Genomic DNA, 24,370 nt, shown 5'->3' with positions numbered 1-24,370 from the left:
CGTCGCCACGCTCATGCGAGCAATCGACAAGGTGGGTGCCGGATCGGCGAGCGAGTCCGATCTTGCGACGGCACTTGCCGAGGCGAAGAAGATGCGGCCAGCCAACATCTGGCTCTTCCTCCTTGCCTGCGCGACCGGTTCCGCTTCGTTGGCAGTCATCTTCGGTGCCCAGGATGCAACGGCCGTAGGGCTCGCGGCGGGCAGCGCAGTGCTCGGTGGTATCGCCCGACGCGCACTCGCACGCCTACACGTCGGACCCATCGGGCAGGTCTTCACCGCCGCTCTCATCGCCGGGCTCATCGGTGGGCTTGCCGTGCACGCAGATCTCAGCTCCGCGCTGCGCCTCATCGCTGTCTGCCCCGCGATGATCCTGGTCCCCGGACCGCACATCCTCAACGCCACGCTCGACCTGCTGAACCTGCGGATCCCGCTCGGCTTCGCGCGTCTCGGATACGCCGGCCTGCTACTGCTGTCCATCGGGACGGGGCTGGCCATCGGCTTGGCCGCCTTCGGCACGGGACTCCCACCCACCCCACCAGGACGCGAGGTCGCACTGGGCCTGGACGTCCTCGCTGCAGCCATCGCCGCCGCGTCATATCCGGTGTACTTCGCGATGCCGCTGAGGCTCATATGGTGGCCAGTCGTCATCGGCGCGGTCGCACACGGACTTCGGTGGTTCGTCATGGACGTGTGGGGCTGGAACATCGCGGTGGGCGCGCTTATCGCGTGCTTGTTCGTCGGATTCGCGCTGGCCCCCGTCGCCCACGCCAAGCACATTCCGTTCGCAGGCATCGGGTTCGCGGCCGTCGTCTCGCTCGTCCCAGGGGTCTACATCTTCCGGACCATCGATGCACTGGGGGTGCTGACGTTCGCCGGCAGCGCGTCACCATCGTTCGGGGCGCTCACCGATGGTGCGACGGCGGTTTTCATCATCACGGCGATGGCGGCAGGGCTTGTCATCCCCATGCGGTTCTACGAACTCATCCGGCAGAGGCGGACCACATGAACCGGCAGATCTCGATACCTGCTGCCCTCGCGGTCATCGCCGGGGTCACCGACGTCACAAGCTGGCTGCTGCTCGGCGGATTCTTCTCCGCACACGTCACCGGCAACCTCGTGGTGATAGCCGCGGACGTCGTGCGTGGGACACTCCCCGACCTCGCCTCGATGCTAGCCGTGCCGGTATTCATCGTCGCGACGGTGGCCGCGACCCTCGTCGCCCGCCGTATCGGCGCCCGCACTCCCGCCACGAACCGGTTGCTCCTCGGAGTTCAGGCAGCGTTCCTCATCGCCGCAGCCGTGCTGTCCTTCACGACCCAGGCATCGGCACACCCGACATCTGGAATCGCCGTCCTCATCGGAATGCTCGCGGTGTGCGCAATGGCAGCCCAGAACGCCTACCTTCATCTCGTCCCGGATCGCGCACTCTCCACCGCGGTGATGACCGGCAACCTTGTTGCGGCGACCATCGCCGTCACGGACATCGCCCGGTCGCGGGGGAAGGATCAGCAAGCCCAGCACCGATGGACGCAGACATGGCCGTTGCTCGCGGGCTTCATCGGCGGGTGCCTGGTTGGGGCAGCAGGAGCGACACTTTTCGGCGACCATGCGGCCGTCCTGCCCGCCCTTCTCGCCTTGGCACTGTTCCTGACGACGCTCGGACCCAGCGCACCCGGCGTTGCTATCCCTTCGCAGCAGAAAGGCACTGAGCGATGAGCCTGTTGCACCCGAGAGCCGGGTCACGGCCACAGTACGATTCGGCGGAAACGCAGGTCGTAGCTCCAGTGAGAAACGACGCGTTCGCCCTACTGATCCTGATTGCGTACATGGTGTTCATGCTGCCGGTGCTCGTGTTGAGGGTTCTCGTAGTTTCGAGCTGGGTCGGTCTTGTCGCGAAATTCCGCTCGCCGACCTCGAAGCAGGGAGACGCCTGAACTCGACGTCGGAAGAACGCATCTTCATCTTTCGAGCTACAGGTTCCCTCATTCGGTCTCAGCCGCGAAGCGTCGCCGTTCTGAAGGAAGGTGGGTGTCCAATCGCCACAGAAGATGTTGGCTACGCGCTGCTCGGACTTCCCTCTCGTTCCCTTCCAGACGCGCCATCAGCCAACTCGCGAGGCAGCACGCTGTCGCGAGTGTGTGGAAGACATCGTCTTCGAACCTCGATTCCGGCGAGTCAGCCACAAAGGTCTGGTCATCAACTTCGACGAAGTAGTCCGTGACTGCTTCGTCGCTGACATGATTCACCCGAGACAACACGACGAATGCCTTCTTGAAGTACCCCGTTCTGTCCAGGTCGGCGAGGATCCCGTCTTTTCCCGTGAACTTCGGAAGTGCCGCAGCGCGCCGCGCAGAGTCGGCGCCGTGACGTGGGATGCGATCCTCTAGGTCCTTGAGGAGATCGTTCCAGTCTTCGTCGCCCGGTTGATTGCTGCCCGCATACTCGTGACGTTTCGCAAGCAGAGACACCTCGAGGCGCGAGATGCCCCCAACGACCAGGTACGCCCATTGCGCGGTCACGGCGTGCTCGAGAGCGCTTCGAACGAGGACTCGCCCCTCGGCCGCATATCCGTTCTTCTCGAGAAGTAGATAGGACTTCGCGGCGCGGCGGACCCGCTCGACCAACCCGCCGAGCACCCGAAACTCCCACGCACTGTCCGCATCGAGGTGAATGCCGTCTCGGTGATGACGATCCTGCACGAAACGAAGAACCCAGGGTGCCGTGATCTGACGTGGAGGAAGGTCTGGCATGAGAGAACGCTATGCCCTGTCGGAATGTCCCCTACCTTCCGAGGGACTGAGTCACAAGTGAGCAAACGCTCTGGACAACGGTATGAACCCCGCCCGCCGGGCCGTCGTTACGTTGAGATCGCTCCGCCAACCCGTGCGGACTACAACGAAACCCCGGCAACGCCGGCCGAGCGACTCTGGAGCTTCCATGCCTTTTGTGACTACCGATGACGGCACCGAAATCTACTTCAAGGACTGGGGTCCCCGCGACGCCCAGCCCATCATGTTCCACCACGGCTGGCCGCTGTCGTCGGACGACTGGGACGCGCAGATGCTCTACTTCCTCGGGAAGGGCTTCCGCGTCATCGCCAGCGACCGTCGTGGACATGGCTGTTCCTCGCAGACCAGCGTCGGCCACGATATGGACCACTACGCCAGCGACGTGAACGCCGTCGTCGAGCACCTCGATCTCCGGAACGCCATCCACATCGGACACTCCACCGGCGGCGGGCAGGTCGCCCGCTACGTCGCGAAGTACGGGGAGCCGCAGGGACGCGTCGCGAAGGCTGTGCTCGTGTCGTCCGTGCCGCCCCTCATGGTGCAGACGGATGCAAACCCCGAGGGCACGCCGATCTCGGTGTTCGACGGCTTCCGCGACGCCCTCGCCGCCAATCGCGCTGAGTTCTTCCAGGCCGTCGCGTCCGGACCGTTCTACGGGTTCAACCGTGAGGGCGTGGACCTCTCCGAGCCCGTGGTCGCCAACTGGTGGCGTCAGGGCATGACCGGCAGCGCTCTCGCCCACTACGAGGGCATCAAGGCCTTCTCTGAGACGGATCAGACCGAGGACCTCAAGGCCATCACTGTCCCGGTCCTCGTCCTCCAGGGCGACGACGACCAGGTCGTTCCTTACAAGGACGCGTCGGTCAAGCAGGCAGAGATCCTGAACGATGCGACGCTCAAGATCTACGAGGGCTACCCGCACGGCATGCTCACCACGCACGCCGACGTCATCAACCCCGACATCCTGGCGTTCATCCAGCAGTAACTCGCCTCCGCGACCGAAGGCAGCACGCTCGACGATCTCGAGCGTGCTGCCTTCTTTTGTGTGCTCCGCGCCAGGGCCGAGCTGACCTTCATTCCGTCCGCGCGCGAGAAGCTAACCAAGTGTGGCGACACGCCACGGGCACGAACAGCAGCATCTCCTTGAAGTGGAACTCCAACAGTGGCGGAGTTGTGACTGTGGGAACATGGCTGCGTTTGAACTCCAGCCCTGGCGGGATTTCGCAGACACGCGGCGGCACCTGGTAACGCAAGAATCGAGAGTTTCATGACGCACGCACTACTCGTCCTCGCAGTCATCGTCGTGGCGGTCGCCGTCGCAGCCGGCTTCGTGTACCTCGTCGTACGCGCCACACGCAAGCGTCGGTAACGGAACGTCAGCTACGCGAATGCGGGGTAGCGACCCCAACTGCGTGGTTGCCGCGCATTCGTGCGCGCCGTAGCCGAGGTTTTGTTCCGGCGCCTAGAGCCTCAAGCCCGCGGTTAGTCCCACTAGCTCTCCCCGGCGGTCACAGCGTTACCCCACACCCGGCACCTGAACGTCTGGTCGCCTGCGCGGAACTCGATGCCGGCAGCCAACGGCGTCGAGCGCGCGAGCTTCGCATCGAACCGTACCGCTTCGGGCCCGAAGCGCACCCAGGCGCGGACCGCACTATACGGCTGCGGATAGATCGTGATCGGCTGCTCCCGGAGCGCGAGCTCGCGATCCGTCAGGGATTGAAGAGGCCCGGCGCGCGCTGCGGTGAGGATCGCCTGATGCTGTGAGCGCATGTTGTAGTGGTCTGCCAAGCGCTTGCTCGTGCCCATGCCGGCTCCCTTCTCCGGTCCCGTCGAACCGAGGCGCCCGAGAGTACGACGAAGGGGCGGATGCTGCGGCATCCGCCCCTTCGCCGTTGCTGCGCCCCCTACGTCCGGTTCGCGCGGTAGTACTCCAGCAGCGCCCTGGTCGACGCGTCCTGGGCGTCGATCGCCGCGGCGTCGCCGCCGATCGCGGGCGCGATCTGCATGGCGAGCTGCTTGCCGAGTTCGACACCCCACTGGTCGAACGAGTTGATGCCCCAGATCGTGCCCTGCGTGAACGTGATGTGCTCGTAGAGGGCGATCAGCTGGCCGAGCACCCGGGGCGTCAGCGCCGGCGCGAAGATCGACGTCGTCGGGCGGTTGCCGGCGAAGGTGCGCGCGGCGACCAGCGCACCGGTGGTGCCCTCCGCCTCGACCTCCTCCGCCGTCTTGCCGAACGCGAGCGCCTTGGTCTGAGCGAGGAAGTTCGCGAGGAACAGCTCGTGCACGTCCTGGTCGCCGTCGCTCGACGGATACGCCGGGTTCACGAACGCGATGAAGTCGGCGGGGATGAGCCGGGTGCCCTGGTGGATCAGCTGGTAGAACGCGTGCTGGCCGTTGGTGCCGGGCTCGCCCCAGAAGACCTCGCCCGTGTCGGTCGTCACCGGGGTGCCGTCCCAGCGCACGGACTTTCCGTTGGACTCCATCGTGAGCTGCTGCAGGTACGCGGGGAAGCGGTTCAGCTGCTGCGCATAGGGCAGCACCGCGTGCGACTGCGCTCCGTGGAAGTTCACGTACCAGACGTTCAGCAGGCCCATCAGGATCGGGACGTTGCGCTCGAGCGGCGTGGTGCGCACATGCTCGTCAACCGCATGGAAGCCGGCGAGCAGGTCGCGGAAGACATCGGGCCCCAGAGCGACGGCGAGCGACAGGCCGATCGCCGAGTCGACGGAGTAGCGGCCGCCGACCCAGTCCCAGAACCCGAAGGCGTTGGTGGGGTCGATGCCGAACTCGGCCACCTTGTCGAGGGCGGTCGACACGGCGACGAAGTGATGCGCGACGGCGTCGGTGCGGGCCTCGTCGTCATCGGCGATGGCCGCGGATGCCGTGAGCCCCGCCCACAGCCAGTCGCGCGCGAGCCGGGCGTTGGTCAGCGTCTCCAGGGTGGTGAACGTCTTCGACGCGACGATGAAGAGCGTCGTCTCGGGGTCGAGATCGGCGGTCTTCTGGGCGAGGTCCGTGGGGTCGATGTTCGACACGAACCTGGCCTCGATCCCGGCATCCGCGTAGGGCTTCAACGCCTCGTAGACCATGACGGGTCCGAGGTCCGAACCGCCGATGCCGATGTTCACGACGTGGGTGACCCGCTTGCCGGTGATCCCGAGCCACTCGCCGTCGCGGACGCGCGTCGCGAACGCGCTCAGCGCCTCGAGCACGGACTGCACGTCGGCATCCACATCCTGGCCGTCGACGGTGAGCTCCGGGGAGGCTCCGGCCGGTCGCCGGAGCGCGGTGTGCAGCACCGCGCGGTCCTCGGAGGTGTTGAGGTGCGCACCCGCGAGCATCGCGGCGAACCGTTCGGCGACGCCCGTCTGCTCGGCCAGACGGAGCAGGGCTGCGAGGACGTCGTCATCCACGAGGTTCTTCGACAGGTCGACGTGGAGATCGGCGAGCGGGAACGAGAGGCGCTCGGCGCGGGCCGCATCGGCGGCGAACCAGCCGCGCAGGTCGGGGCTGACCGACTCGCGCAGCGCGGCGAGCTCGGACCAGGCGGGAGTGTGTGTCGGATCAACGGGAGCGGTCATGGATCCACGGTACTGCCGTGCGGACGGTTGCGCGCCCGTCGTGACGACCGCCCTCGTTCTAGGATGACTGCGATGACCGATACGGCCCCCGAGACCGCAGCCGACCGGCGGATCAGAGCCACTGTCACCCGCCGGTTCGTGCGCGACCCCTTCGTGATCGGCGTCGTCCTGCTCGTCGTCGCGATCGCCTGGACCCTCGCCGGCGGCGACCTCGACTTCTTCCCCTTCCTGCTGATGCTGCTGGGGGGCTTCGGCATCGCGTTCTCGTTCGTGAACGCCACGATGGAGATGCGCCCCGCGCGCATCGGCGTCATCCTGCACGTCGTCGTCGCCGCAGTGCTGACCGCGACGATGCTCGTCGTGATCGAGTTCGACGGGGCCGAGCTCCTCGCCGATCTGCCGGAGCCCGCGCGCGCGATCGCCCTCGTGCTGCAGATCGCCGCGGGCCCCGCGACGGGATGGATCTGGCTCGGACTGCTCTCGCGCGTGACCGACCTGTTCCGGCGTCGTGACACGGCGAAGCGGCCGGCCCCCACCCCGCCGGCCTGGCAGCGGGAGGACGACGCCGACGGATCTCGCGTCGAGTTCCCGGCCGTGCCGCTGCGGATGCGAGCGCTGACGATCACCATCGTCCTCATCGTCGTGGTCGTGGGGCTCGCGGGGACCGCTCTGCTGATCGCCCTCGACGGCGCCGGCATGCTCCTCGGCCCGAGGATCGCGATCCTCGTGGTCGGGGCGGGCCTGGCGCTTCCGGTGTACCTCGTCCTGCTGGCGGTCATTCGGCGCCGCACGCTCCCGTGCTCCGTCGCGTTCGGTGACGACGAGCTGCGGATCCGAGTGGGCACCGCGACGCACCGCATCCCGTTCGATGAGCTCGAGACGCTCGTCTGGCGGACGCGCAGCGACTACGCGAGGGTCGAAGTGCGGGGGACCGGAGCGAAGGGGCCCGGAACCGAGGGGACCGGGGCGGAGGGAGCCGCCGTGGATCTCTCGCTGATCGCCGGCCTCGCGAAAGCCCCCGCCGGGCGCACCTCTGAGCTCCCCGCGGTGCCGCGACGCGTCTTCCGCAGGCTCGAGCTCGCGGGCATGACCGTGCAGCGCATGCGTCGTGACGAGGTCGTTACCTTCCGGCGGGGTGTCTGAGCGATGACATGTCCGCGCCGAGGCGCGCGTGGAGGTACGGTTTTCACATGGGAAGACTGCGGTACGACGGCATCTCAGAGCCGATCCTCATCGACGATGGGACGCTCGCGCATCTGAAGGTCATCGTGGGGACGAAGCTGCGTCGTCAAGAGAGCTTCATGATGAGCTGGCGCCCGCGCGAGGGCGGTGACCCAGGACGCGTGACCGTGTGGGTCCACCCCGCGATCCCGCTGCAGTTCCTCTATACCAGCGCCGAGCCCCAGCACGTCGAGAAGCAGCGCATCGAAGACATGATGCGCTCTCTCAACGCGACCGGCGAGCTCGTCATCGACGACTTCGTCGAGTTCGGCAAGAACGAGGGCAGCCTCGTCGAGGAATGAGCTCGGCGGTGTGAGCTACTCCTCGACGTGAGCTACTCGGCGGGGTAGCCGTCGCCCGCCAGCAGTCGCGCGAGATGCGCGGCGTTGCGGGCTGCGGTCGCCGTCGTCTGGGCGACCTTCTCGGGGGTCTCCTCGAGGTCCTTGTAGTCGACGGTGTGCATGGCCTCGCCGTTCCAGTACACCGACCCCTGCGCCGGCACGGAGTATCCGATGTCGTTCAGGGACTGGAACAGGATGGCGGCGATGTGATGCGCGCCGTCCTCGTTGCCGACGATGCCGGCGATCGCGACCTTGTCGAAGAGGATCGGGCGTCCCGCGTCGTCGGTCTCGCTCAGCTCCGCATCCAGGCGCTCGAGCACGCGCTGGGCGACGCTGGAATGCTGTCCCATCCAGGTGGGGGTGAGGAGGACGAGGATGTCGGCGGCGTGGACCTTCTCGCGCAGCTGCGGCCAGCCGTCGCCCGCACCCATGTCCGCCTCCACTCCGGGGCTGATCGTGTGGTCGACGGCGCGGACGAGCTCGCCCGAGACGCCGTGCTCGCCGAGGGCCGCGAGGATCTGCTCGCCGAGCAGGTCGCTGCTCGACTCGGCGGGAGAGGGCTTGAGAGTGCAGGAGATGGCCAGTGCTGTCAGTGGAGTGCTCATACCCCGCACGAAACCACCATCGTCGCGCCGGGCACAGGGGGTTCCGTGCCCGGGGCGTGTGCGCTAGACGGTATCGTGGAACACGGCCGCTACGACAGGAGATCCCGTGATCCTCAGCTTCATCTTCTTCATGATCCTCTTCCTCGGAGGCATCTGGCTCATGGGGCTCGCTCAGTCGCTCGAGGACTTCCAGGCGATCGTGTTCATCGGCGGCCTGCTCATCACCAGCCTGTCGCTGGCGTTCATGATGCGCGCGGGAGGGTCCGCCACCCGCCGCAAGGACAACTGGTCGGGCAACGCCACCGAGTAGTGGGTCGCGGCGCAGTCAGCCGCGCTTCGCGAGCCTCGCTTCGAGATTCGCCTTCACCGCCGGCCACTCCGGCTCGATGATCGAGAATTCCACGCTGTCGCGCAGCGCGCCGTTGCGGTAGCGGCTCATCGCCCGCATGACGCCGTCCTGCTTCGCGCCCAGACGCTCGATCGCGGCGCGTGACTGGAAGTTCACCCACTGGGTCGTCAGCCCGACACGGAACACGCCGAGCTCCTCGAACGCGTGCCGCAGCAGCAGCAGCTTGGATTCCGCATTCGTGCCGGTTCCGTGCGCGGACGGCCGGTTCCACGTGTAGCCGATGTGCAGCCGGGGTGCGTCATCGTCGAGGTCGTAGTACGAGGTGAGCCCCAGCACGCGTCCGCCGGCGTCGAACGCCGTGAACGGGATCATCCCGCCGCTCTCGATCAGGCCGATGCGGCGCTCGATCTCGGCGGCGAGGCCCTCGGGCGACGGCACCGAGGTGTACCAGGCGTTCTTCCACAGGTCGCCCTCGAGCAGCGCCTCGAGCAGGCCGTCATGGTGCGACGGCTCGAGTGGACGCAGCTCGACGAGGCGTCCGGTGAGGGTGACCGGGGCGGGGGAGGTGCGAAAAGTCATGGGGCCATTCAATCAGCGCCGCGGGTGATGCGCGGTCACGCGCTCAGAGCCCGTTCGTCCCACTGCCCGTCGCCCATCCTCGCGCCGACGTAGGTGGTGTCGCCGATGCGCAGGAGAAGACGCCGGTACGCGGCCACGATCTCGACGGTCACTCCCAGTTCGAAGGCCATGCTCGCCAGGTGCGTGCCGCGCAGTCGCTCGGCCTCGGCATACGCGGGAGCGGTGATGAGCAGCCGAGCCGCCCATTCGTCGGCGCGACGCTCCTGACGCGCGCGCAGCTCGGGGTCCGCCGTCGGCGTATGCCCGAGCACGGCGTGTGCCAGCTCATGCGCGAGCACACTGCACGTCGCTCGCGCGGTGAGCCCCGGTGCCACGCGGATCGTCGCGGTCGTCGGCTCGTAGCCGCCGTAGGAGCGGCCCGGGCCCTCGACGAAGTGCAGTCCGTTGTCCTCGAGCAGGCGGAGGAGGTGCTCCATGGGTCCTCCTCGTCGCAGGTCGCCGGTCGCGGGTCAGTCGTACAGGTCGTCGGTGTCGTCGTCGTGGGTCACGGGGGAGTCGAACGCGACTTCGGAGTCATCTTCTCGTCGACCGCGGACATCGGTGCGCGGGCGCAGAGGGGTGATGGTGGCACCGCTGCGTGCGGCCTCGGCACGCAGCCGCTCCTCGGCGCGACGGAGGATCAGATGGGGCTCGAGGTCGACGGCCGCGCAGACCGCGTAGACGATCGGAACCGGGATCGCGCGCTTGCCGGTGACGTAGTTGTCGAGCGCGCTGCGGGCGATGCCGATCTCCCGCGACATCGCGGCGATGCTGCTGCCGGCAGCGGCGATCTCGCCCCGGAGCTGTCGGCCGACTGCTGCGTTGAACTGCTCGCCCGGTGTCTTCACGTGAGTCACGATAGCACTGCGACGAAGCCAGTATGCTGTCATACCGGTGCGAGCATCGCTTGCCCGGCGTCATGTGCGGCGATAGTGTCTACGGGTGACGACAGATGTGAGACGAATGATCGCATCCAGGGTGAGCGATGAACTGGCCGCGTCCGGCAGGACACTGCCGTGGCTCGCAGAGCAGGCAGGGATCAGCGCGAAGGCTCTTCGGAGCAAGCTCGCGATGCGGGCCGACTTCACGGTCGTCGACCTCGCCGACATCGCGCATGCGCTGGGCATCCCGGTGAGTGAACTCGTGCCACCGGAGCGCTAGCGTGGGCGTATGAAGACCATCCCCTTCGGATCCGCCACCGCCCCCGCCGTCGTCGCCGGAATGATGCGGATCGACGACAAGGACGACGCGCACATCCGCGAACTGTACGACAGTGCCCGCACAGCCGGCATCGACTTCTTCGACCACGCCGACATCTACGGCGGCGCGATGCACGTCTGCGAGGGGCGCTTCGCCGACGCGCTCGGCCTCTCCGCGAGCGAGCGCGACGAGATCGTGCTGCAGACCAAGTGCGGCATCAATCCGGCCGAGGGATCGTTCGACTTCTCGTACGAGCACATCATCCGGCAGGTGGAGGGATCGCTCGCGGCGCTGCGCACCGATCGTCTCGATGTGCTGCTCCTGCACCGTCCTGACGCGTTGGTCGAGCCCGATGAGGTCGCCAGGGCGTTCGACGAGCTCGAGGCCGCGGGCAAGGTCAGGGCGTTCGGCGTCTCGAATCACACCCCGCGTCAGATCGACCTGCTGCGCACGGCGGTGACCCAGCCGCTGGTCGCGAATCAGCTGCAGCTCTCGATCACGCACGCGCCGATCATCGCCCAGCCGATCGCTGCGAACATGTCGGGAGAGGATCAGAGCATCGTCCGCGACGGCGGAGGGATCGTCGAGTACTGCCGCATCAACGGCATCACGATCCAGGCATGGTCGCCGTTCCAGGGCGGGTTCTTCACGGGCGTGTTCCTCGGCGACCCGAACTACGCGGAGCTGAACGCCGTGATCGATCGTCTCGCCGCGTCGTGCCGTGTCGAGCCGATCGCGATCGCGACGGCCTGGATCACGCGGCACCCCGCGAAGATGCAGGTGGTCCTCGGCACCACGACGCCCGACCGTGTGCGAGATGCCGCGGCCGGCGCCGACATCGAGCTCACTCGCGCCGAATGGTATGAGCTGTTCCGTGCGGCCGGGCACCTGCTGCCCTAGCCCGAGCGCCGCACGCGCGCGTCGTCTACCCTGAACTCATGCCGTTCCTGTTCACGATCCTCGTCATCGCCCTGATGGTCGGCGCGCTCGTCGACATCATCAAGCGCGACGACTCGCAGGTCAGGTATCTGCCGAAGATGGCGTGGATCATCATCGTGATCCTGCTGCCGCTGATCGGGAGCCTGCTGTGGTTCGCGATCGGGCGGGAGTACTCGGAGGCAGGTCTGCGCATCCCCCGGGTGCGTCCGGCGGCCCGGCCGGCGAGCAGGCGGCCGGATCCGGCTCCCGCGATGCCGGTGGACACGCGGAGCACGGAGCAGCAGATCGCGGACCTGGATCGTGAGATCGAGGAATGGCGCCTGCGGCAGGAGATCGAGAGGCGCCGTCGAGAGGACGGCGACCCCGCTGCAGGGTCTGGCGCCGCGCAGAGCTAGGTCGGAACGGTCAGGCGGCGGGCTGCGCGAGGTCGAACGATTCCCGGACGGCGTCGTCCAGCGACGGGTACGCGAACTCGAAACCCGCGAGCGTGAGCGTCTCGGGGATCACCCACCGGCTCTTCAGGATCAGCTCGGTCTCGGTGCGGATGCCGATCGCGCCGAGTTCCAGCATCCAGCGCCGCAGGGGAGGACCGAACCGGACGCCGAGCACGCGACGAACGGTCGCCATGAACTCGGCGTCGTCCGACGGGTTCGGAGAGGCCGCGTTGACCGGCCCCTCGAGGGAGGGCGTGACCTCGAGGAAGTCGATGATGCGTGCGACGTCCTCGACGTGCACCCAGCTGAACCGCTGCTCGCCACGACGCGCGCCGGGGCGGTGCCCGGTGCCGGCCGCCCGCCGCGCGGGGCCGATCGGCCAGGGGCCGTCGTGATGTGCTCCGCCCAGGCCGAGGCGGGCGAGGGTCCGGAGCGGACCGAGCACCCCTCCGTGGCCGAGCACGATCGCGCTGCGCAGTGCGACCCTCCGGGTCTGCGGGAGGTCCTCGGCGAACAGCGCGCGCTCCCAGGCCTTGGCGACCTCGACAGAGAACCCGGCGCCGAGGTCGCCCGACGACTCCGTCATCGGACGATCCTCCGCATGGCGGTAGATCGTCGCGGTCGAGGAGTTCACCCACAGCGGCGGCGGATTCGACGCCCTCGCGATGGCGGAGCCGAGCGACGACGTGGTGTCGAGGCGCGAGCGGAAGATCGCGGCGCGGTTGGCGGGCGTGTAGCGGCAGTTCACGCTCTTGCCCGCGAGACCGATCACGAGGGAGGAGCCGTCGACGGCACGGTCGATCGCGTGCTGGTCGCCCCACGCGATGTCGGCGCCCGATCGCGAGATCGTGATCACCTCGCGCCCGGCGGCGCGCAGACGGGGGATCAGATAGCTCCCCATGAAGCCCGTGGAGCCGCCGACCACGACGGGCCCGGCGGGCAGGGGAGCGGCATCGGTCACGGAGTCTCGCTCTCGATCGTGTAGGTGAAGAAGCCGGTGTACTCGTAGACGCGACCGAGCAGCGGGGCGTCGATCGTCATGTTCACGTGGTGGCGCTCGCGCTCGGCATCCCAGCGCTCCACCAGCCGGATCCGCGGGCGGAGGAACCGGGGTGCCGCGAGGCGCAGACGACCGAGGCGCAGTCCGACGCGCCGGATAGTGAGCACGACCGCCTCGTCGCGCACATCGATGTCGAACGTCGTGACGACGGTCCGATGCGGACCGATCTCGTTGCGCAGGATGCGGTTCGCGCCGAGGACGACGACGTCGGGCATGGCCCAGGTGCGCCCTGGGAGCTCGAAGTGCCGGACGGCGACAGCCGTGCCGTCGACCGTGCGGTTCTCGATGCGGAAGGGGACGTCGCGCTCCCAGCCCGCGAACGCGACACCGAGGGCCTCGGCGATGCGGAAGACGGGCCACAGCCAGCGGTGGCGGGAGCCCGCGCTGGTGAACACACCCGTGCCGACCCCGACCTGACCGTCGGGGATGGTGCGGAAGTACCACGCCGTCTTCGGATGCAGTTCCGAGATGCGCGCGCCCAGTGCGCGCTCGTACGGCGAGAGGGTGGTCGTGTCCGCAGCCGTCATCGTCTCACCTCACGACGAGGAGTCGCGGAGTCTGACCAGACGCTCGTGGCCGGTCTCCTCGAGCTCGGCGATGTCCTCGCGCGACTTCACGAAGTCCGAGAAGGAGCGGTACCCCAGGGCCTTCTCGCTGAAGGACGGGTCCATCCGGCGCATGTGCGTCTTCACCGCGGAGCTGTGCAGCCACTCGTCGGCATCCGTCTTGTCGTGGCCGAGACGCAGCGCGCGCTGCAGCAGCTCGGTCGCCTCGCTCTGCTCGGTGGACTCGCCCGTGTCGACGACCGCGGACTTCGCCGGGGCTGCGGCCGCGGACTGCGTCTGCGCGGGTGCGGACTGCGTCTGGGCGGGAGCCTGCGTCTGCGCGGGCGCCTGGGCCTGTGCCTTGGCCTTGGACGTCTTGGTCTGGGTGCGGGATTTCGCCTTCGCCGCCGGCTCGGGCTCCGTCACCGGCTCCGCGACGATCTCGACGACCTCGGCGACCGGCGCGGGTGCGGCGGCGCTCTTGCTCGGGCGCACGACGCCGGGCAGAGAGTCGTACGCCTCGAACTCGTCGCAGGCCGCGGCGAGCGACTTCGCGGTCGACCCGGCCACGCCCACGCCGATCACGTAGCGGCCCAGTCGCTTGCAGCGCTGGGCGAGGGGGACGTAGTCGCTGTCGCCGGCGACGATCACCACGTGGGTCAGGTCCGGCAGCCGGAACATGTCTTCGACGGCGTCGACGGCGAGACGGATGTCGGCGCCGTTCTTCGCGTAGGCGGCGGCGGGGAACAGCTGCACGAGGTCGACGGCGCGGGCGACGAGCTGCGACCGGTACACGGCGTTCACCGGCGACGACCAGTCCGCGTACGCCCGGGTGAGCACCAGGGTGCCGAACGAGGCGGCGTAGTCGATGATCGCGCCCACCTCGATCATCGCGCGGGACAGCCGCTCGGTGACATCGGGGTCGGACGGGTTCTCGGTGATCCTCTGGCGGTCCTTGCCGTAGGCGTTCCGCCCGTGGACACGGTCGTACCAGGAGATGACGATGTTGTCGAAGTCCAGGTAGACGGCGACGCGGGCGTCGGGAGCCTCAGCCACGGTCTGCCTCCTCGCCGGGGTAGCGCACCCCGATCTGGGAGCGGATCTCGTCGAGGGTGCCCATGATCGCGACACTCTCGGCGATGGGCAGCAGGTCGCCCTCGAGCACGCCGTCGCGGACGAGGCGCTCCGCGGCGTGGGCCTGGTACTGCATCCCCCGACCCTCGACCTCGGATTCGTACTCCTCGATGACCGTGCCGTCGGGCAGGACGACCCGGAACGTGGTCGGCACGTACCAGACGCGGTCGATGTCGATGCGCGCCGCCGTGCCCACGACGGTCGCGGCGTTCGCGCCCGCGGCCCTGGACGACGAGAGCGTGGTGGAGATCGCTCCGCCCGCGTGCGTCATGACGGTGGCGACCTCGGCGTCGGCGCCCGTCTCGATGAGACGGCCGACGGCACGGATGTCGGTCGGGGCACCCAGGATGTCCCACACGAAGGAGATCGGGTAGATGCCGAGGTCGAGCAGTGCGCCGCCGCCGAGCTCGAGCGCGTTGAGACGGTGTGCGGGATCGCTCGGCAGCAGCTGCGTGTGGTCGGCGGTCACGGCTCGGATCTCGCCCAGCGTGCCCGCGGCGATGATCTCGCGGATGCGGACCATGTGCGGCAGATAGCGCGTCCACATCGCCTCCATCACGAGCAGACCCCGCTCGGCGGCGAGCCGCTGCAGGTCTTCCGCCTCGGCATGGTTGAGCGTGAACGGCTTCTCGACGAGCACGTGCTTTCCCGCCTCGAGCGCGAGCCTCGCGTTCTCGTGGTGCATCGGATGCGGCGTCGAGACATAGATGATGTCGACGTCGGGATCCGCGACGAGAGCCTCGTACGAGGGGTGCGCCCTGGCGATGTCGAAGCGTGCGGCGAAGGCGTCGGCCGACTCCTGCGACCGAGAGCCGACCGCGACGAGATCGAGCCCCGCGGTGCGCAGATCGGATGCGAACGCGCCGGCGATGCCGCCGGTCGCGAGGATTCCCCAACGAAGACCAGTCATCCTCTCAGCGTAGGGGGTGCGACCGACGCGCGGGGTGTTCAGGTCAGGGCGGCCGCGGTTCGCGGCGAGACGAGCGGGAGCACCTGGGCGGCGATCCGCTCGAGTTCCTCGTCGAGGGGCGACGCCTGGATCAGGAGCAGCGTGATGCCGGCATCCGCGTACGCGTCGATGCGCTCGGCCACCTGCTCCGGCGTGCCGACGAGGTTCGGACGCAGGCCGCGCGTGCCGACCGAGTACTCGCGACGGGTGAGCTCGAGCGACAGCTGGGAATTGCGCTGGAATTCCTCGAACGAGGCGTAGCCGGGCGAGTCGGGGTCGACGGTCGTGATCCGATCGAGCTCGCGCTGCGCCTCGGCCTCGGTGTCGCGCACGATCGCGTACGCCGGCATCCCGAACTCGGCGATCGGGCGGCCGTGCAGCCGCTCGGAGCGGGCGTTCATGTCGGTCACGTTCGCGCGGACCTCGTCGAGCGTGCCGCCGTGCATCACGTAGGCGTCGGCGAAGCCGGCGATCGACTCGCGCCCCGCCTCGCTCTCGCCACCCGCGAAGACGACCGGATGACTCGACGGCTTGGGCTCGACGATGGTGCCCTCCAGCGTGTAGTGCGCGCCGTCGAAGGAGAAGGGCGTCTGCTCCCACAGGCCGTTCAGCACGGCGACGAACTCCTCGGCCTGCACGTAGCGCTCGTCGTGGGTCGTGAACCGCCCGCCGAACTGGCGGGCCTCCTCGGCCCACCAGGCCGCGACGACGTTGAGGGAGACCCGACCGGGCGCGATCCGGTCGAGCGTGCCGACGGTCTTCGCGAGCACCGCGGGGAGGTGGAACCCTGGTCGCACGGCGGTCATCACGCGCAGGCGCTCGGTGACCGCGAGGATCGCCGCCGACAGCGACCAGGCCTCGAGACTCGGCGCATCGATGCCCTTGCGATCGTTGAGGTACAGCTCGGGGACGAGGGTCGTGTGGAACCCGAGACGATCCGCCCTCACCGACACGTCGCGGATGTAGTCCCACGTGGCGGCCATGCGCCCCTCGTCGGCGACGTTGCGCAGGAACCCTCCGTACACGGGGGTCCAGTATCCGAGATCGATGGCCATGGTGGTCCTTCCGTCAGGTCAGGGCGAGCGCCCGGTCGAGGTCGGCGATGAGGTCGGCCGCGTCCTCGAGTCCCGCCGACAACCGGATGGTGGTGGGCGAGATGCCCGCCGCATCACGCTGCGCCGCGGTGAGGTGGGAGTGGGTCATGGACGCCGGGTGGTTCACGAGACTGCGCGCATCGCCGATGTTCGCCACGAGACGGATCACGCGCAGCGCATCGATCACCCTGGCGACGCTCGCGTGCGTGTCGGCACCGCGGGGGACATCGAGGTCGAACGAGAACACCGACGGGCCGCCGCGGGGCAGGTAGCGCTCGGCGAGCACATGCCAGGGGGTGCCGTCGAGGCCGGGGTGGTGCACCCGGGCGACGGCCGGATGCTGCTGCAGGTGCCGCGCGAGCGCGAGCGCGGTGGCGCTCTGCCGGGACACGCGCAGGTCGAGGGTCTCGATGCCCTGCAGGATCTGCCAGGCGTTGAACGGCGAGAGCGACGGGCCCAGATCGTGCACGTACTTCGACTTCACGAGTGCCGCGAACGCCTGCCCGATGCCGAACCGCTCCCACAGCGTGAAGTCGCCGACGCGGGCGTACGGCTCGGTGAAGTGCGGCCAGCGGGCAGGCTCCCGCCCGGCGTCGAACGTGCCCAGATCCACGACGACGCCGCCCAGGGATGTTCCGTGCCCGCTCAGGAACTTGGTCGCGGAGTGCACCACGAAGTCGGCGCCGTGCTCGCCCGGTCGCACCAGATACGGGGTGCCCACGGTGTTGTCGATCACCAGCGGCACTCCCGCGGCGTGGGCGATGTCGGCGACCGCAAGGATGTCGAGGACCTGCGCGATCGGATTCGCGATCGACTCGGCGAAGAGCACTCGCGTCTCCGGGCGGATCGCCGCCCGCCACGCCTCGGTGTCGTCCTGATCGACGAAGGTCACCGGGATGCCGAAGTCGTCGAAGGTCTCCTGCAGCAGGTCGACCGTGCCGCCGTAGAGCTGGGTGGCGGCGACGATGTGCCCGCCGCGACCGACGAGCGCGAGCAGCGTCACCGCGACCGCAGCCTGCCCGGAGGCGACCGCCACCGCGGACACGCCGCCCTCGAGCGCCGCGACGCGCTCCTCGAGCACCTGCTGGGTCGGGCTCGCGTTGCGGCTGTAGAGGTTGCCCGCCGCGCGCAGCGCGAACAGGTCGGCGGCCTCGGCGAGCGATCCGAACTCGTAGGCCGCGGTCTGGTAGATCGGCGGGACCGCGCTGTTCTGCGGAGTGCCGGGGACGTATCCGGCCTGGATCTGGCGCGTGGAGAACCCGGTCATGCGGTCGCCACCGCGGCCGTCCGGTACGCGCGGACGATCGGTGTGCGGACGTCTCCGCCGCGCAGCCGCTCGAGCCACTGCACGAGCGCGGCCGCGACGCTGCGGTGCGTCTGGTCGTTCAGAGCGTCGTGCAGACCGTCGACGGTCTCGAGGATCTCGAGGTCGGGCACGCTGCGGAGGGCGGTCGACACGGCGGCGATCGGCGACACCGGGTCGGCTCCGCCATGGATCGCGAGCACCGGAACCTCCACGGCCGCGAGATCGGCAGGCGCGGGCAGCGGTTCGGCCACCGCGACGTCGACCGACGTCGCCTCCGCCGCGAGGACGCCCAGGTGCAGAGGGCACGCGGTGCGCTCCTCGGCGGACGGCAGGTCGAGCTCGGCATCCACCAGGGTGCCGGCGACGACGGCCGCGTCGACGGAGGCGCCCTGCGCGACGAGGCGCAGGACGGCGGATGCTCCGGCATCCGCGCCGACGAGCACCCTCGGGGCGTCCGTCGTCGCGCCGAGCCAGGCGCTCGCCGCATCCGCATCCTCTTCGAAGACGGCGACGGTGTAGCCGTCCGCGCTCAGGCGGCGGCCGAAGCGCTCGTACACGCCGGCGCGCTCGCCGCGTCCGGTGACGACGGCGAGGCTGCCGCGAACGCGCGCGGACGGCGTCCACAGCGTGGGGGAGGAGGTCGAAGTCATACCGCCCATCCTGTGCGGGGAGGGCGGGGCCGCGTTCCGATGTGTCGCCGTGTTGCGGTCCGTGTCGCTCGACTGCCGTGCGGATTGTGGGCCCTGTCGTCGCGCTCCTAGCTTCGCTTGCATGACCCGACGACCTCGCGCCGCACTGTTCGCCGCCGCCTCCCTCGCCACCCTCGCCCTGGCCGGATGCGCCGGTGCCACCGCCGCGCCCTCCGATTCCGCGGGCCCCACCTCGCTCACCTGGGGGTGGGCGCTGCCCACCAGCTGGGACCCGGTGACCTCGACGGCCGGATGGGACACGCACGCCCTCGCCCTCGTCTACGACGGGCTCACGCAGCTGGACACCGAGGGGCAGGTCGTCCCCGGCCTCGCCGAGAGCTGGGAGTACAGCGACGACGGCACCGCCATCACCTTCCACCTGAGGGAGGGTGCCGAGTTCACGGACGGGACGCCCGTGACCGCCGATGCCGTGAAGCAGAGTCTGGAACGGGGCCGCGATCAGGAGAACTCGACGCTCGCGGGGCAGCTGCGCATCGTGGTGGGCATCGACGTCGTCGACGAGCGGACCGTGACCGTGCATCTCGACCAGGCGGATTACCAGGTGCCCTACCTGTTCGCCGGCAAGACGGGCTTCATCGTGAATCCCGCGGCCTTCGACGATGTCGGAGCCCTCGCGACGCAGCCGGAGGGCTCGGGGCCGTTCGCCCTCACCGAGTTCGTGCCGAACGCGCACGCCGATCTGGAGAAGAACGATGACTACTGGAACGCCGACCACATCTTCATCGACGACTTCTCGATCGTCCCCGTCACCGACCCCGCGACGGTCGTCGCCGGGGTCTCGTCCGGCCAGTGGGACGTCGCCATCGTCCCGCCGGCGCAGGTCCAGGGCGCCGAGGCCGCGAACCTCGAGGTCGAGACCATCAAGGCGCTGACCGTGCGGGCGCTCGACGTGAACAGCACGGTCGCTCCGTTCGACGACCAGAGGGTGCTGCAGGCGATCAGTCACGCCACGGACCGGCAGGCGCTGGTTGATGCGGCGTACTTCGGTCAGGGGACGCCGAACTGGCAGCCCTTCCCCGATGGCTACGTCGCGCACAGCCCCGAGCTCGACGATCTGTACCCGTACGACCTCGACGCCGCGGAGGAGCTGTTGACCGAGGCGGGATATCCGGACGGACTCACGATCACCCTCTCGCTCACCGAGGACGACACCGCGCTCGCCGAGGTGCTGCAGGCCCAGTGGGCGAAGGCCGGCATCGACGTCACGCTCGACGTCCTGCCCGCGGCGGCCGTGGCGCAGAACTACGTGCAGCGCACGCTGCCCTTCGTGCTCGACAGCTACTCGGGACGCCAGTCTCCGCTGCAGGGGCTCGAGGTGCTGTACGGCGCCGAGGGACTGATGAACCTCGGACGTCAGACGCCGCCGGAGCTCACCGCGGCCATCGACGCGGCCAGGGCGACGCCCACCGACGCCGATGACTATGCGGAGAAGGTCCAGGACGCCGTCGAGGTGGGCGTGAGGCTGCAGCCGAACACCTTCCTGTTCAGCTGGCCGCGCATCCTCGTGCACCCCGAGAAGGTGACCGGCATCCGGCACTGGCTCGACGTGCAGCGCTGGGAAGACGTGAAGGTCGACGGCTGAGCCGATCATGACCGCCGTGACCACCACCGCCGTGACCACCACCACCACCGCCGTGACCGCCGAGGCGCCCCGCGCGCCCGACATCGACGAGGCCGCCGCGCCTCGCGCACCGTGGCCGGTGCTCCGCTCCGTCGTCGCGACACTGCTCACGGCGGTCACGGTCTTCGTCCTCGCCACGTTCGCGACCTTCGCGCTCGGGGCGGCGAGCGGATCGGACCCCGCGGCCGTCGCCCTCGGCGAGGTCGCGACGCAGGCCGACGTCGATCGGCTGAATCACCAGTTCGGTCTCGACCGACCGTTCCTGGTGCGCTACGTCGACTGGATCGGCGGCGCGATCGGCGGCGACCTCGGGAACTCGTGGGTCACGACCATCCCGGTGGGGGACAGCATCTCGCAGGCGTTCCCGGTGAGCCTGTCGATCGCGGCGGGCGCCACCCTGTTCGCCCTCGTCTTCGGATTCCTCGGCGGCGTGCTCGCAGCGGTGACCCGCGGCGGTGCGATCGACCGGGTGATCACCCTGCTCAGCACCGTGGCCGCGACGGTTCCCGCGTTCGTGGCCGCGATCGGCCTCATCCTGCTGTTCTCCTACGCGATCCCCGTGTTCCCCGTGGCCGGGTACACGCCGCCGGAGAGGAGCATCGCGGCCTGGCTGACGTGCCTGGTCCTGCCGTCGGTGGCGCTCAGCCTCGACGCCGGTGCCGACATCGCCCGACAGCTGCGCACCTCGCTCGTCGGCACCCTCGGTGAGAACTTCATCGTCGGCGCCCGCGTGCACGGTCTCGGCCCGGGGCGGATCGTGTGCCGGCACGCGCTGCCGATCGCCTCTGGCCCGGCACTCTCGGCGCTGGGCGTGCATGCGCCGCGGTTGGTCGGTGGCGCGGTGATCACCGAGGTGATCTTCGGGATGCCCGGACTCGGCCAGCTCGCGAACCGGGCGGCGCTGCAGGGTGACGTCCCCGTCGTGCAGGGGGTCCTCCTCGTCACGATCGCGGTCATCGTCGTGGTGGGCGCGATCCTCAACATCGTGATCTCCCGCACGGCCGGAACCGAGAGGAGTGCCGCATGACCGCCCTCGACGCACGCACCGGACGGGTCGCATCGTTCGCCGGACTCCGGGGGACGGGATGGGCGACCAGGGCGGCGCTGCTCGTGCTGCTCGCCGTCGCCGTCCTCGCGGTGGCCGGCCCCGCGCTCGCTCCTCAGGACCCGCTCGCGCAGAATCCCGCCGCGGCGCTGCAGGAGCCGAGCCTGACGCACCTTCTGGGCACCGACTACCTCGGCAGGGACGTGCTCTCGAGACTGTTCGCCGGCGCGCCCGCCTCTCTGCTGAGCGCCGTGTCCGCCGCGCTGATCGGCCTGGTCCTCGGCGCGGTGCCTGGAGCGCTCAGCGCGTTCGTGCCGCGCGTGGCCGAGTGGCTGTCGCTGCGGGCGGTCGACGCCCTGCTGGCGCTGCCCTTCATCCTCTTCGCGATCGTGTTCGCCGCCCTGCTGGGCAACGGCCTCGTGCAGGCGACGCTGGCCATCGGCATCCTCGTCGCGCCCGGCTTCTTCCGCATCGCGCGCGCCGCGACCCTGCGGGTGCGGGATTCGCAGTACATCGATGCGGCCGGCTATCTCGGGGCGTCCTCGTGGTGGATCCTGAGCCGTCACGTCTGGCGCCAGGTGGCCCCGACCCTCGTGGTCGCGTCGGTCTCGGCCCTCGGCGGGGCGCTGCTGGCCGTCGCCTCGCTGACCTTCCTCGGAATCGGGGTGCAGCCACCGGCACCCACCTGGGGCGGGATGCTGTCGAGCGACCTCGGCTACCTCGGCCAGCGCCCGTGGGGGCCCGTGGCCCCGGCGCTCGCGATCATCCTCACGGTCGGCGCGCTCAACCTCGTGGCGGATGCCGCCAGGGATGGTCTGGCGCATGACTGATCTCCGTTCCCTCGAGCGCCCGTCGCTGCCGCCCTCCTTCGACGAGGCATCGCTCGCGCGACCGGCGATCGCCGCAGCCACCGACCTGGTCGTCAGCGCTCCCGACGGCACCGAGCTGGCGCAGGGCGTCTCCGTGTCGGTGCGCCCCGGCGACGCTCTCGGCATCGTCGGCGAATCGGGCAGCGGTAAGACCCTCACCTGCCGCGCCCTGCTGGGCATCCTCCCCGCAGGGCTGTCCGTCACCGGGGGCTCGGTGCAGATCGACGGCCTCGATCTCACGCAGGCCGGCGAGCGGGAGTGGCGTCAGGTGCGCGGCACGCGGATCGGCGCGGTCTTCCAGGACCCCGCCTCGTACCTGAACCCGGCCATCCCGGTCGGGGCGCAGCTCGAGGAGACGCTGCGCGTGACCGCCCGTGTGCCGCGACGACTGGCCAGGGCACGGGCGCGCGAGCTGCTCGACGACCTCGGCATCCGCCGCGTCGACCTGGTCCTGCGCCAGCGCGTCGCGCAGCTCTCGGGCGGCATGCTGCAGCGCGTGCTGATCGCGATGGCGCTCGCCGCCGACCCCGCCGTGCTGATCGCCGACGAGGCGACGACCGCTCTCGACGTCACGGTGCAGGCCGAGCTTCTGGAGCTGCTGCGACGGCTCCGCCGGGAGCGCGACCTCGCGCTCATCCTGGTCTCGCACGACCTCGCCGTCGTCGCGCAGGTCTGCGAGCGCGTGCAGGTGTTCCGCGACGGCCGGGTGGTCGAGGCCGGCGCGACATCGCGGGTGCTCCGGGCGCCCGCCCACCCCTACACCCGTGAACTGCTCAGCGCGCACGCCGCGTACGGACTCGAGAGGTTCCTCGCATGACGCGCACCCCGCTCCTCCGACTCGACGATCTGTCGGTCGACTACGGCGCCGTCCGGGTGCTCGACCGCATCTCGCTCTCGGTGCACCCCGGCGAGGTCGTCGGCGTCGTCGGCGAGTCGGGTTCGGGCAAGACGACGCTCGCCAAGGCGGTGCTGCGCGCGGTCGACAGCGCCGCCGGCTCCCGGATCCTCGTCGACGACCGCGACGTGACGCGCCTGCGTGGCCGCGGCCTGCGGCTCTGGCGCCGGGCCGGCGTCGTGCAGTACGTCTTTCAGGATCCGCTCCGCTCGCTCGACCCCGGGGTGCGCGTCGCCGACTCGATCGTCGAGGGCCTCCGCATCGCGAAGGTCTCGGCGCAGGAGTCGCGCCGTCGTCGCGCGGCGGCGCTGGAGGCCGTGGGGCTGGACGAGGACCTCCTGATGCGGGTGCCCGCCGGCCTCTCCGGCGGGCAGCGGCAGCGGGCCGCGATCGCCAGGGCCCTCGTCGTCGAACCTCGCCTGCTGCTGCTCGACGAGCCCGTGAGCGCACTGGACGCCGCGAGCCGCGACCGCGTGGTCAAGGCACTGATCGCCCTGCGCGACGCGCGTGGCGGTGACCTGGCGATGCTCGTCATCTCGCACGACATCGGCTCGCTCGCCGCCATGAGCGACCGGCTGGTGGTGCTCGACCGCGGGCGCATCGTCGAGGACGGCCCCACGCGGCGCGTGATCTCGCGCCCGGAGCACCCCTACACCCGTCTGCTGATCGACTCCGTCCCCCTCATCCACACACCCACCGCGAACCGACCTTCGCCCGTCCCCGCCAGGAGCTGACGCCATGCCCATCGAGATCCTCGGAATGATCGCCACCACTGCAGGCTCGGAGTCGAAGGCGGTCGACGGCCCCGTCGTCGACGCCGCGTACGTGCGGGAGTTCTCGCGCGCACACGAGGAATCCGGCTTCGACCGGGTGCTGATCGGCTACAGCGCCAGCTCTCCCGACGGGTTCGCCGTGGCGGCCGCGGCGCTGCACGCCACCGAACGGCTGAAGGTGCTCATCGCCCACCGACCGGGTTTCGTCGCGCCGACCGTCGTCGCGCGCAAGCTCGCCACCCTCGACCACCTCACCGGCGGCGGACGGGTGGCGATCCACCACATCACC

At 69.5% G+C, this 24,370-nt stretch carries 29 protein-coding genes; 15 read left to right on the top strand and 14 right to left on the bottom strand.

What is annotated here, in order from left to right; genetic code table 11:
• A partial coding sequence (locus tag ABTZ43_RS12410; protein WP_350539041.1) for a threonine/serine exporter family protein occupies window positions 1–1,006 on the top strand: 1,006 nt, incomplete at its 5' end.
• Window positions 1,003–1,716 (top strand): YoaK family protein, encoded by a 714-nt coding sequence (locus tag ABTZ43_RS12405; protein WP_350539040.1) that lies wholly within the window; start codon window positions 1,003–1,005, stop codon window positions 1,714–1,716. The genes ABTZ43_RS12410 and ABTZ43_RS12405, both read left to right, overlap by 4 nt.
• Window positions 1,717–1,982: 266 nt before the next feature.
• Here ABTZ43_RS12405 and ABTZ43_RS12400 read toward each other — a convergent pair whose 3' ends face one another.
• On the bottom strand, window positions 1,983–2,750 hold the full coding sequence (locus tag ABTZ43_RS12400) for a hypothetical protein (RefSeq protein ID WP_350539039.1): 768 nt from the start codon (window positions 2,748–2,750) through the stop codon (window positions 1,983–1,985).
• A 187-nt stretch (window positions 2,751–2,937) separates the two neighbouring features.
• On the opposite strand from ABTZ43_RS12400, the gene ABTZ43_RS12395 reads away from it, so the two are divergent.
• Window positions 2,938–3,774 (top strand): alpha/beta fold hydrolase, encoded by an 837-nt coding sequence (locus tag ABTZ43_RS12395; RefSeq protein WP_350539038.1) that lies wholly within the window; start codon window positions 2,938–2,940, stop codon window positions 3,772–3,774.
• Between the two features lie 506 nt (window positions 3,775–4,280).
• On the opposite strand, the gene ABTZ43_RS12390 is transcribed toward ABTZ43_RS12395, so the two are convergent.
• A complete protein-coding gene (locus ABTZ43_RS12390) occupies window positions 4,281–4,595 on the bottom strand; it encodes a hypothetical protein (protein ID WP_350539037.1) in 315 nt (104 codons plus the stop codon).
• A gap of 98 nt (window positions 4,596–4,693) precedes the next feature.
• A complete protein-coding gene (gene pgi / locus ABTZ43_RS12385) occupies window positions 4,694–6,373 on the bottom strand; it encodes a glucose-6-phosphate isomerase (RefSeq protein WP_350539035.1) in 1,680 nt (559 codons plus the stop codon).
• A 72-nt stretch (window positions 6,374–6,445) separates the two neighbouring features.
• Here pgi and ABTZ43_RS12380 point away from each other — a divergent pair, with 72 nt between their 5' ends.
• Window positions 6,446–7,516 carry a hypothetical protein gene (locus ABTZ43_RS12380; protein ID WP_350539034.1) on the top strand — a complete coding sequence of 357 codons (1,071 nt, stop codon included), beginning with the start codon at window positions 6,446–6,448 and terminating at the stop codon, window positions 7,514–7,516.
• A gap of 47 nt (window positions 7,517–7,563) precedes the next feature.
• Window positions 7,564–7,896: a DUF7882 family protein gene (locus ABTZ43_RS12375; RefSeq protein WP_056420681.1), complete on the top strand. Its 333-nt coding sequence runs from the start codon at window positions 7,564–7,566 to the stop codon at window positions 7,894–7,896.
• Between the two features lie 32 nt (window positions 7,897–7,928).
• Here the strand turns inward: ABTZ43_RS12375 and ABTZ43_RS12370 are convergent, their stop codons facing one another.
• On the bottom strand, window positions 7,929–8,540 hold the full coding sequence (locus ABTZ43_RS12370; RefSeq protein ID WP_350539033.1) for a flavodoxin family protein: 612 nt from the start codon (window positions 8,538–8,540) through the stop codon (window positions 7,929–7,931).
• Window positions 8,541–8,646: 106 nt separating this feature from the next.
• Here ABTZ43_RS12370 and ABTZ43_RS12365 point away from each other — a divergent pair, with 106 nt between their 5' ends.
• Complete coding sequence (locus ABTZ43_RS12365) at window positions 8,647–8,850, top strand: hypothetical protein (RefSeq protein ID WP_045253213.1); 204 nt, start codon at window positions 8,647–8,649, stop codon at window positions 8,848–8,850.
• A gap of 15 nt (window positions 8,851–8,865) precedes the next feature.
• Here the strand turns inward: ABTZ43_RS12365 and ABTZ43_RS12360 are convergent, their stop codons facing one another.
• Genes ABTZ43_RS12360 through ABTZ43_RS12350 form a run of 3 tightly spaced genes read right to left on the bottom strand, consistent with a single transcriptional unit; the run spans window position 8,866 to window position 10,355 of the window.
• Window positions 8,866–9,468 carry a GNAT family N-acetyltransferase gene (locus ABTZ43_RS12360; RefSeq protein ID WP_350539032.1) on the bottom strand — a complete coding sequence of 201 codons (603 nt, stop codon included), beginning with the start codon at window positions 9,466–9,468 and terminating at the stop codon, window positions 8,866–8,868.
• 35 nt (window positions 9,469–9,503) lie between these two features.
• Window positions 9,504–9,944, bottom strand: coding sequence for an ImmA/IrrE family metallo-endopeptidase (locus ABTZ43_RS12355; protein WP_350539031.1), 441 nt, complete (start codon window positions 9,942–9,944; stop codon window positions 9,504–9,506).
• A 33-nt stretch (window positions 9,945–9,977) separates the two neighbouring features.
• On the bottom strand, window positions 9,978–10,355 hold the full coding sequence (locus tag ABTZ43_RS12350; RefSeq protein WP_350539030.1) for an XRE family transcriptional regulator: 378 nt from the start codon (window positions 10,353–10,355) through the stop codon (window positions 9,978–9,980).
• A 130-nt stretch (window positions 10,356–10,485) separates the two neighbouring features.
• On the opposite strand from ABTZ43_RS12350, the gene ABTZ43_RS12345 reads away from it, so the two are divergent.
• Genes ABTZ43_RS12345 through ABTZ43_RS12335 form a run of 3 tightly spaced genes read left to right on the top strand, consistent with a single transcriptional unit; the run spans window position 10,486 to window position 12,041 of the window.
• Window positions 10,486–10,668, top strand: coding sequence for an XRE family transcriptional regulator (locus tag ABTZ43_RS12345; RefSeq protein ID WP_350539029.1), 183 nt, complete (start codon window positions 10,486–10,488; stop codon window positions 10,666–10,668).
• A gap of 9 nt (window positions 10,669–10,677) precedes the next feature.
• Window positions 10,678–11,607 (top strand): aldo/keto reductase, encoded by a 930-nt coding sequence (locus ABTZ43_RS12340; protein ID WP_350539028.1) that lies wholly within the window; start codon window positions 10,678–10,680, stop codon window positions 11,605–11,607.
• A gap of 38 nt (window positions 11,608–11,645) precedes the next feature.
• Complete coding sequence (locus ABTZ43_RS12335) at window positions 11,646–12,041, top strand: PLDc N-terminal domain-containing protein (RefSeq protein ID WP_350539027.1); 396 nt, start codon at window positions 11,646–11,648, stop codon at window positions 12,039–12,041.
• Between the two features lie 10 nt (window positions 12,042–12,051).
• Here the strand turns inward: ABTZ43_RS12335 and ABTZ43_RS12330 are convergent, their stop codons facing one another.
• The 7 genes from ABTZ43_RS12330 to ABTZ43_RS12300 are packed head-to-tail and all read right to left on the bottom strand — an operon-like array spanning window position 12,052 to window position 18,818.
• Window positions 12,052–13,041: an epimerase gene (locus tag ABTZ43_RS12330; protein ID WP_262492194.1), complete on the bottom strand. Its 990-nt coding sequence runs from the start codon at window positions 13,039–13,041 to the stop codon at window positions 12,052–12,054.
• Complete coding sequence (locus tag ABTZ43_RS12325; protein WP_350539026.1) at window positions 13,038–13,667, bottom strand: DUF4166 domain-containing protein; 630 nt, start codon at window positions 13,665–13,667, stop codon at window positions 13,038–13,040. Before ABTZ43_RS12325 ends, ABTZ43_RS12330 begins: the two co-directional genes overlap by 4 nt.
• 9 nt (window positions 13,668–13,676) lie before the next feature.
• Complete coding sequence (locus ABTZ43_RS12320) at window positions 13,677–14,741, bottom strand: NYN domain-containing protein (protein WP_350539025.1); 1,065 nt, start codon at window positions 14,739–14,741, stop codon at window positions 13,677–13,679.
• On the bottom strand, window positions 14,734–15,729 hold the full coding sequence (locus ABTZ43_RS12315; protein ID WP_056420706.1) for a Gfo/Idh/MocA family protein: 996 nt from the start codon (window positions 15,727–15,729) through the stop codon (window positions 14,734–14,736). The genes ABTZ43_RS12320 and ABTZ43_RS12315 overlap by 8 nt, the downstream gene beginning before the upstream one ends.
• A gap of 38 nt (window positions 15,730–15,767) precedes the next feature.
• A complete protein-coding gene (locus ABTZ43_RS12310; RefSeq protein WP_350539024.1) occupies window positions 15,768–16,823 on the bottom strand; it encodes an LLM class flavin-dependent oxidoreductase in 1,056 nt (351 codons plus the stop codon).
• Window positions 16,824–16,836: 13 nt separating this feature from the next.
• Window positions 16,837–18,129: an O-acetylhomoserine aminocarboxypropyltransferase/cysteine synthase family protein gene (locus ABTZ43_RS12305; protein WP_350539023.1), complete on the bottom strand. Its 1,293-nt coding sequence runs from the start codon at window positions 18,127–18,129 to the stop codon at window positions 16,837–16,839.
• A complete protein-coding gene (locus tag ABTZ43_RS12300) occupies window positions 18,126–18,818 on the bottom strand; it encodes an alpha/beta hydrolase (RefSeq protein ID WP_350539022.1) in 693 nt (230 codons plus the stop codon). The genes ABTZ43_RS12305 and ABTZ43_RS12300 overlap by 4 nt, the downstream gene beginning before the upstream one ends.
• A gap of 121 nt (window positions 18,819–18,939) precedes the next feature.
• Between ABTZ43_RS12300 and ABTZ43_RS12295 the strand changes: the two genes are divergently transcribed.
• The 6 genes from ABTZ43_RS12295 to ABTZ43_RS12270 form a co-directional block, all read left to right on the top strand.
• Window positions 18,940–20,460: an ABC transporter substrate-binding protein gene (locus tag ABTZ43_RS12295; protein ID WP_350539021.1), complete on the top strand. Its 1,521-nt coding sequence runs from the start codon at window positions 18,940–18,942 to the stop codon at window positions 20,458–20,460.
• A 7-nt stretch (window positions 20,461–20,467) separates the two neighbouring features.
• Entirely contained in the window at window positions 20,468–21,526 is a 1,059-nt protein-coding gene (locus ABTZ43_RS12290; protein WP_350539019.1) for an ABC transporter permease, read from the top strand.
• Window positions 21,523–22,374 carry an ABC transporter permease gene (locus ABTZ43_RS12285; protein ID WP_082539500.1) on the top strand — a complete coding sequence of 284 codons (852 nt, stop codon included), beginning with the start codon at window positions 21,523–21,525 and terminating at the stop codon, window positions 22,372–22,374. The genes ABTZ43_RS12290 and ABTZ43_RS12285 overlap by 4 nt, the downstream gene beginning before the upstream one ends.
• The gene (locus tag ABTZ43_RS12280; RefSeq protein ID WP_350539017.1) at window positions 22,367–23,230 is read left to right on the top strand and encodes an ATP-binding cassette domain-containing protein; all 864 of its coding nucleotides are present in this window, start codon (window positions 22,367–22,369) and stop codon (window positions 23,228–23,230) included. Before ABTZ43_RS12285 ends, ABTZ43_RS12280 begins: the two co-directional genes overlap by 8 nt.
• Entirely contained in the window at window positions 23,227–24,042 is an 816-nt protein-coding gene (locus ABTZ43_RS12275) for an ABC transporter ATP-binding protein (protein WP_350539016.1), read from the top strand. The genes ABTZ43_RS12280 and ABTZ43_RS12275 overlap by 4 nt, the downstream gene beginning before the upstream one ends.
• A gap of 4 nt (window positions 24,043–24,046) precedes the next feature.
• On the top strand, window positions 24,047–24,370 hold a 324-nt coding region (locus ABTZ43_RS12270; RefSeq protein WP_350539015.1), incomplete at its 3' end, for an LLM class flavin-dependent oxidoreductase.

It is taken from the genome of Microbacterium sp. NPDC097977 (assembly GCF_040302605.1).
Lineage (GTDB): Bacteria > Actinomycetota > Actinomycetes > Actinomycetales > Microbacteriaceae > Microbacterium.
The sequence above is the reverse complement of the archived record's forward strand: the minus strand, read 5'-3'. Positions and strand labels throughout refer to the sequence as shown.

What these genes read in the sequence shown, in the direction of transcription:
- ABTZ43_RS12405 (WP_350539040.1), top strand. Translation starts at nt 1,003, where the DNA reads ATGAACCGGCAGATCTCGATACCTGCTGCCCTCGCGGTCATCGCCGGG.
- ABTZ43_RS12400 (WP_350539039.1), bottom strand. Translation starts at nt 2,750, where the DNA reads ATGCCAGACCTTCCTCCACGTCAGATCACGGCACCCTGGGTTCTTCGT.
- ABTZ43_RS12395 (WP_350539038.1), top strand. Translation starts at nt 2,938, where the DNA reads ATGCCTTTTGTGACTACCGATGACGGCACCGAAATCTACTTCAAGGAC.
- ABTZ43_RS12390 (WP_350539037.1), bottom strand. Translation starts at nt 4,595, where the DNA reads ATGGGCACGAGCAAGCGCTTGGCAGACCACTACAACATGCGCTCACAG.
- pgi (WP_350539035.1), bottom strand. Translation starts at nt 6,373, where the DNA reads ATGACCGCTCCCGTTGATCCGACACACACTCCCGCCTGGTCCGAGCTC.
- ABTZ43_RS12380 (WP_350539034.1), top strand. Translation starts at nt 6,446, where the DNA reads ATGACCGATACGGCCCCCGAGACCGCAGCCGACCGGCGGATCAGAGCC.
- ABTZ43_RS12375 (WP_056420681.1), top strand. Translation starts at nt 7,564, where the DNA reads ATGGGAAGACTGCGGTACGACGGCATCTCAGAGCCGATCCTCATCGAC.
- ABTZ43_RS12370 (WP_350539033.1), bottom strand. Translation starts at nt 8,540, where the DNA reads ATGAGCACTCCACTGACAGCACTGGCCATCTCCTGCACTCTCAAGCCC.
- ABTZ43_RS12360 (WP_350539032.1), bottom strand. Translation starts at nt 9,468, where the DNA reads ATGACTTTTCGCACCTCCCCCGCCCCGGTCACCCTCACCGGACGCCTC.
- ABTZ43_RS12355 (WP_350539031.1), bottom strand. Translation starts at nt 9,944, where the DNA reads ATGGAGCACCTCCTCCGCCTGCTCGAGGACAACGGACTGCACTTCGTC.
- ABTZ43_RS12340 (WP_350539028.1), top strand. Translation starts at nt 10,678, where the DNA reads ATGAAGACCATCCCCTTCGGATCCGCCACCGCCCCCGCCGTCGTCGCC.
- ABTZ43_RS12335 (WP_350539027.1), top strand. Translation starts at nt 11,646, where the DNA reads ATGCCGTTCCTGTTCACGATCCTCGTCATCGCCCTGATGGTCGGCGCG.
- ABTZ43_RS12325 (WP_350539026.1), bottom strand. Translation starts at nt 13,667, where the DNA reads ATGACGGCTGCGGACACGACCACCCTCTCGCCGTACGAGCGCGCACTG.
- ABTZ43_RS12315 (WP_056420706.1), bottom strand. Translation starts at nt 15,729, where the DNA reads ATGACTGGTCTTCGTTGGGGAATCCTCGCGACCGGCGGCATCGCCGGC.
- ABTZ43_RS12310 (WP_350539024.1), bottom strand. Translation starts at nt 16,823, where the DNA reads ATGGCCATCGATCTCGGATACTGGACCCCCGTGTACGGAGGGTTCCTG.
- ABTZ43_RS12305 (WP_350539023.1), bottom strand. Translation starts at nt 18,129, where the DNA reads ATGACCGGGTTCTCCACGCGCCAGATCCAGGCCGGATACGTCCCCGGC.
- ABTZ43_RS12300 (WP_350539022.1), bottom strand. Translation starts at nt 18,818, where the DNA reads ATGACTTCGACCTCCTCCCCCACGCTGTGGACGCCGTCCGCGCGCGTT.
- ABTZ43_RS12295 (WP_350539021.1), top strand. Translation starts at nt 18,940, where the DNA reads ATGACCCGACGACCTCGCGCCGCACTGTTCGCCGCCGCCTCCCTCGCC.
- ABTZ43_RS12290 (WP_350539019.1), top strand. Translation starts at nt 20,468, where the DNA reads ATGACCGCCGTGACCACCACCGCCGTGACCACCACCACCACCGCCGTG.
- ABTZ43_RS12285 (WP_082539500.1), top strand. Translation starts at nt 21,523, where the DNA reads ATGACCGCCCTCGACGCACGCACCGGACGGGTCGCATCGTTCGCCGGA.
- ABTZ43_RS12280 (WP_350539017.1), top strand. Translation starts at nt 22,367, where the DNA reads ATGACTGATCTCCGTTCCCTCGAGCGCCCGTCGCTGCCGCCCTCCTTC.
- ABTZ43_RS12275 (WP_350539016.1), top strand. Translation starts at nt 23,227, where the DNA reads ATGACGCGCACCCCGCTCCTCCGACTCGACGATCTGTCGGTCGACTAC.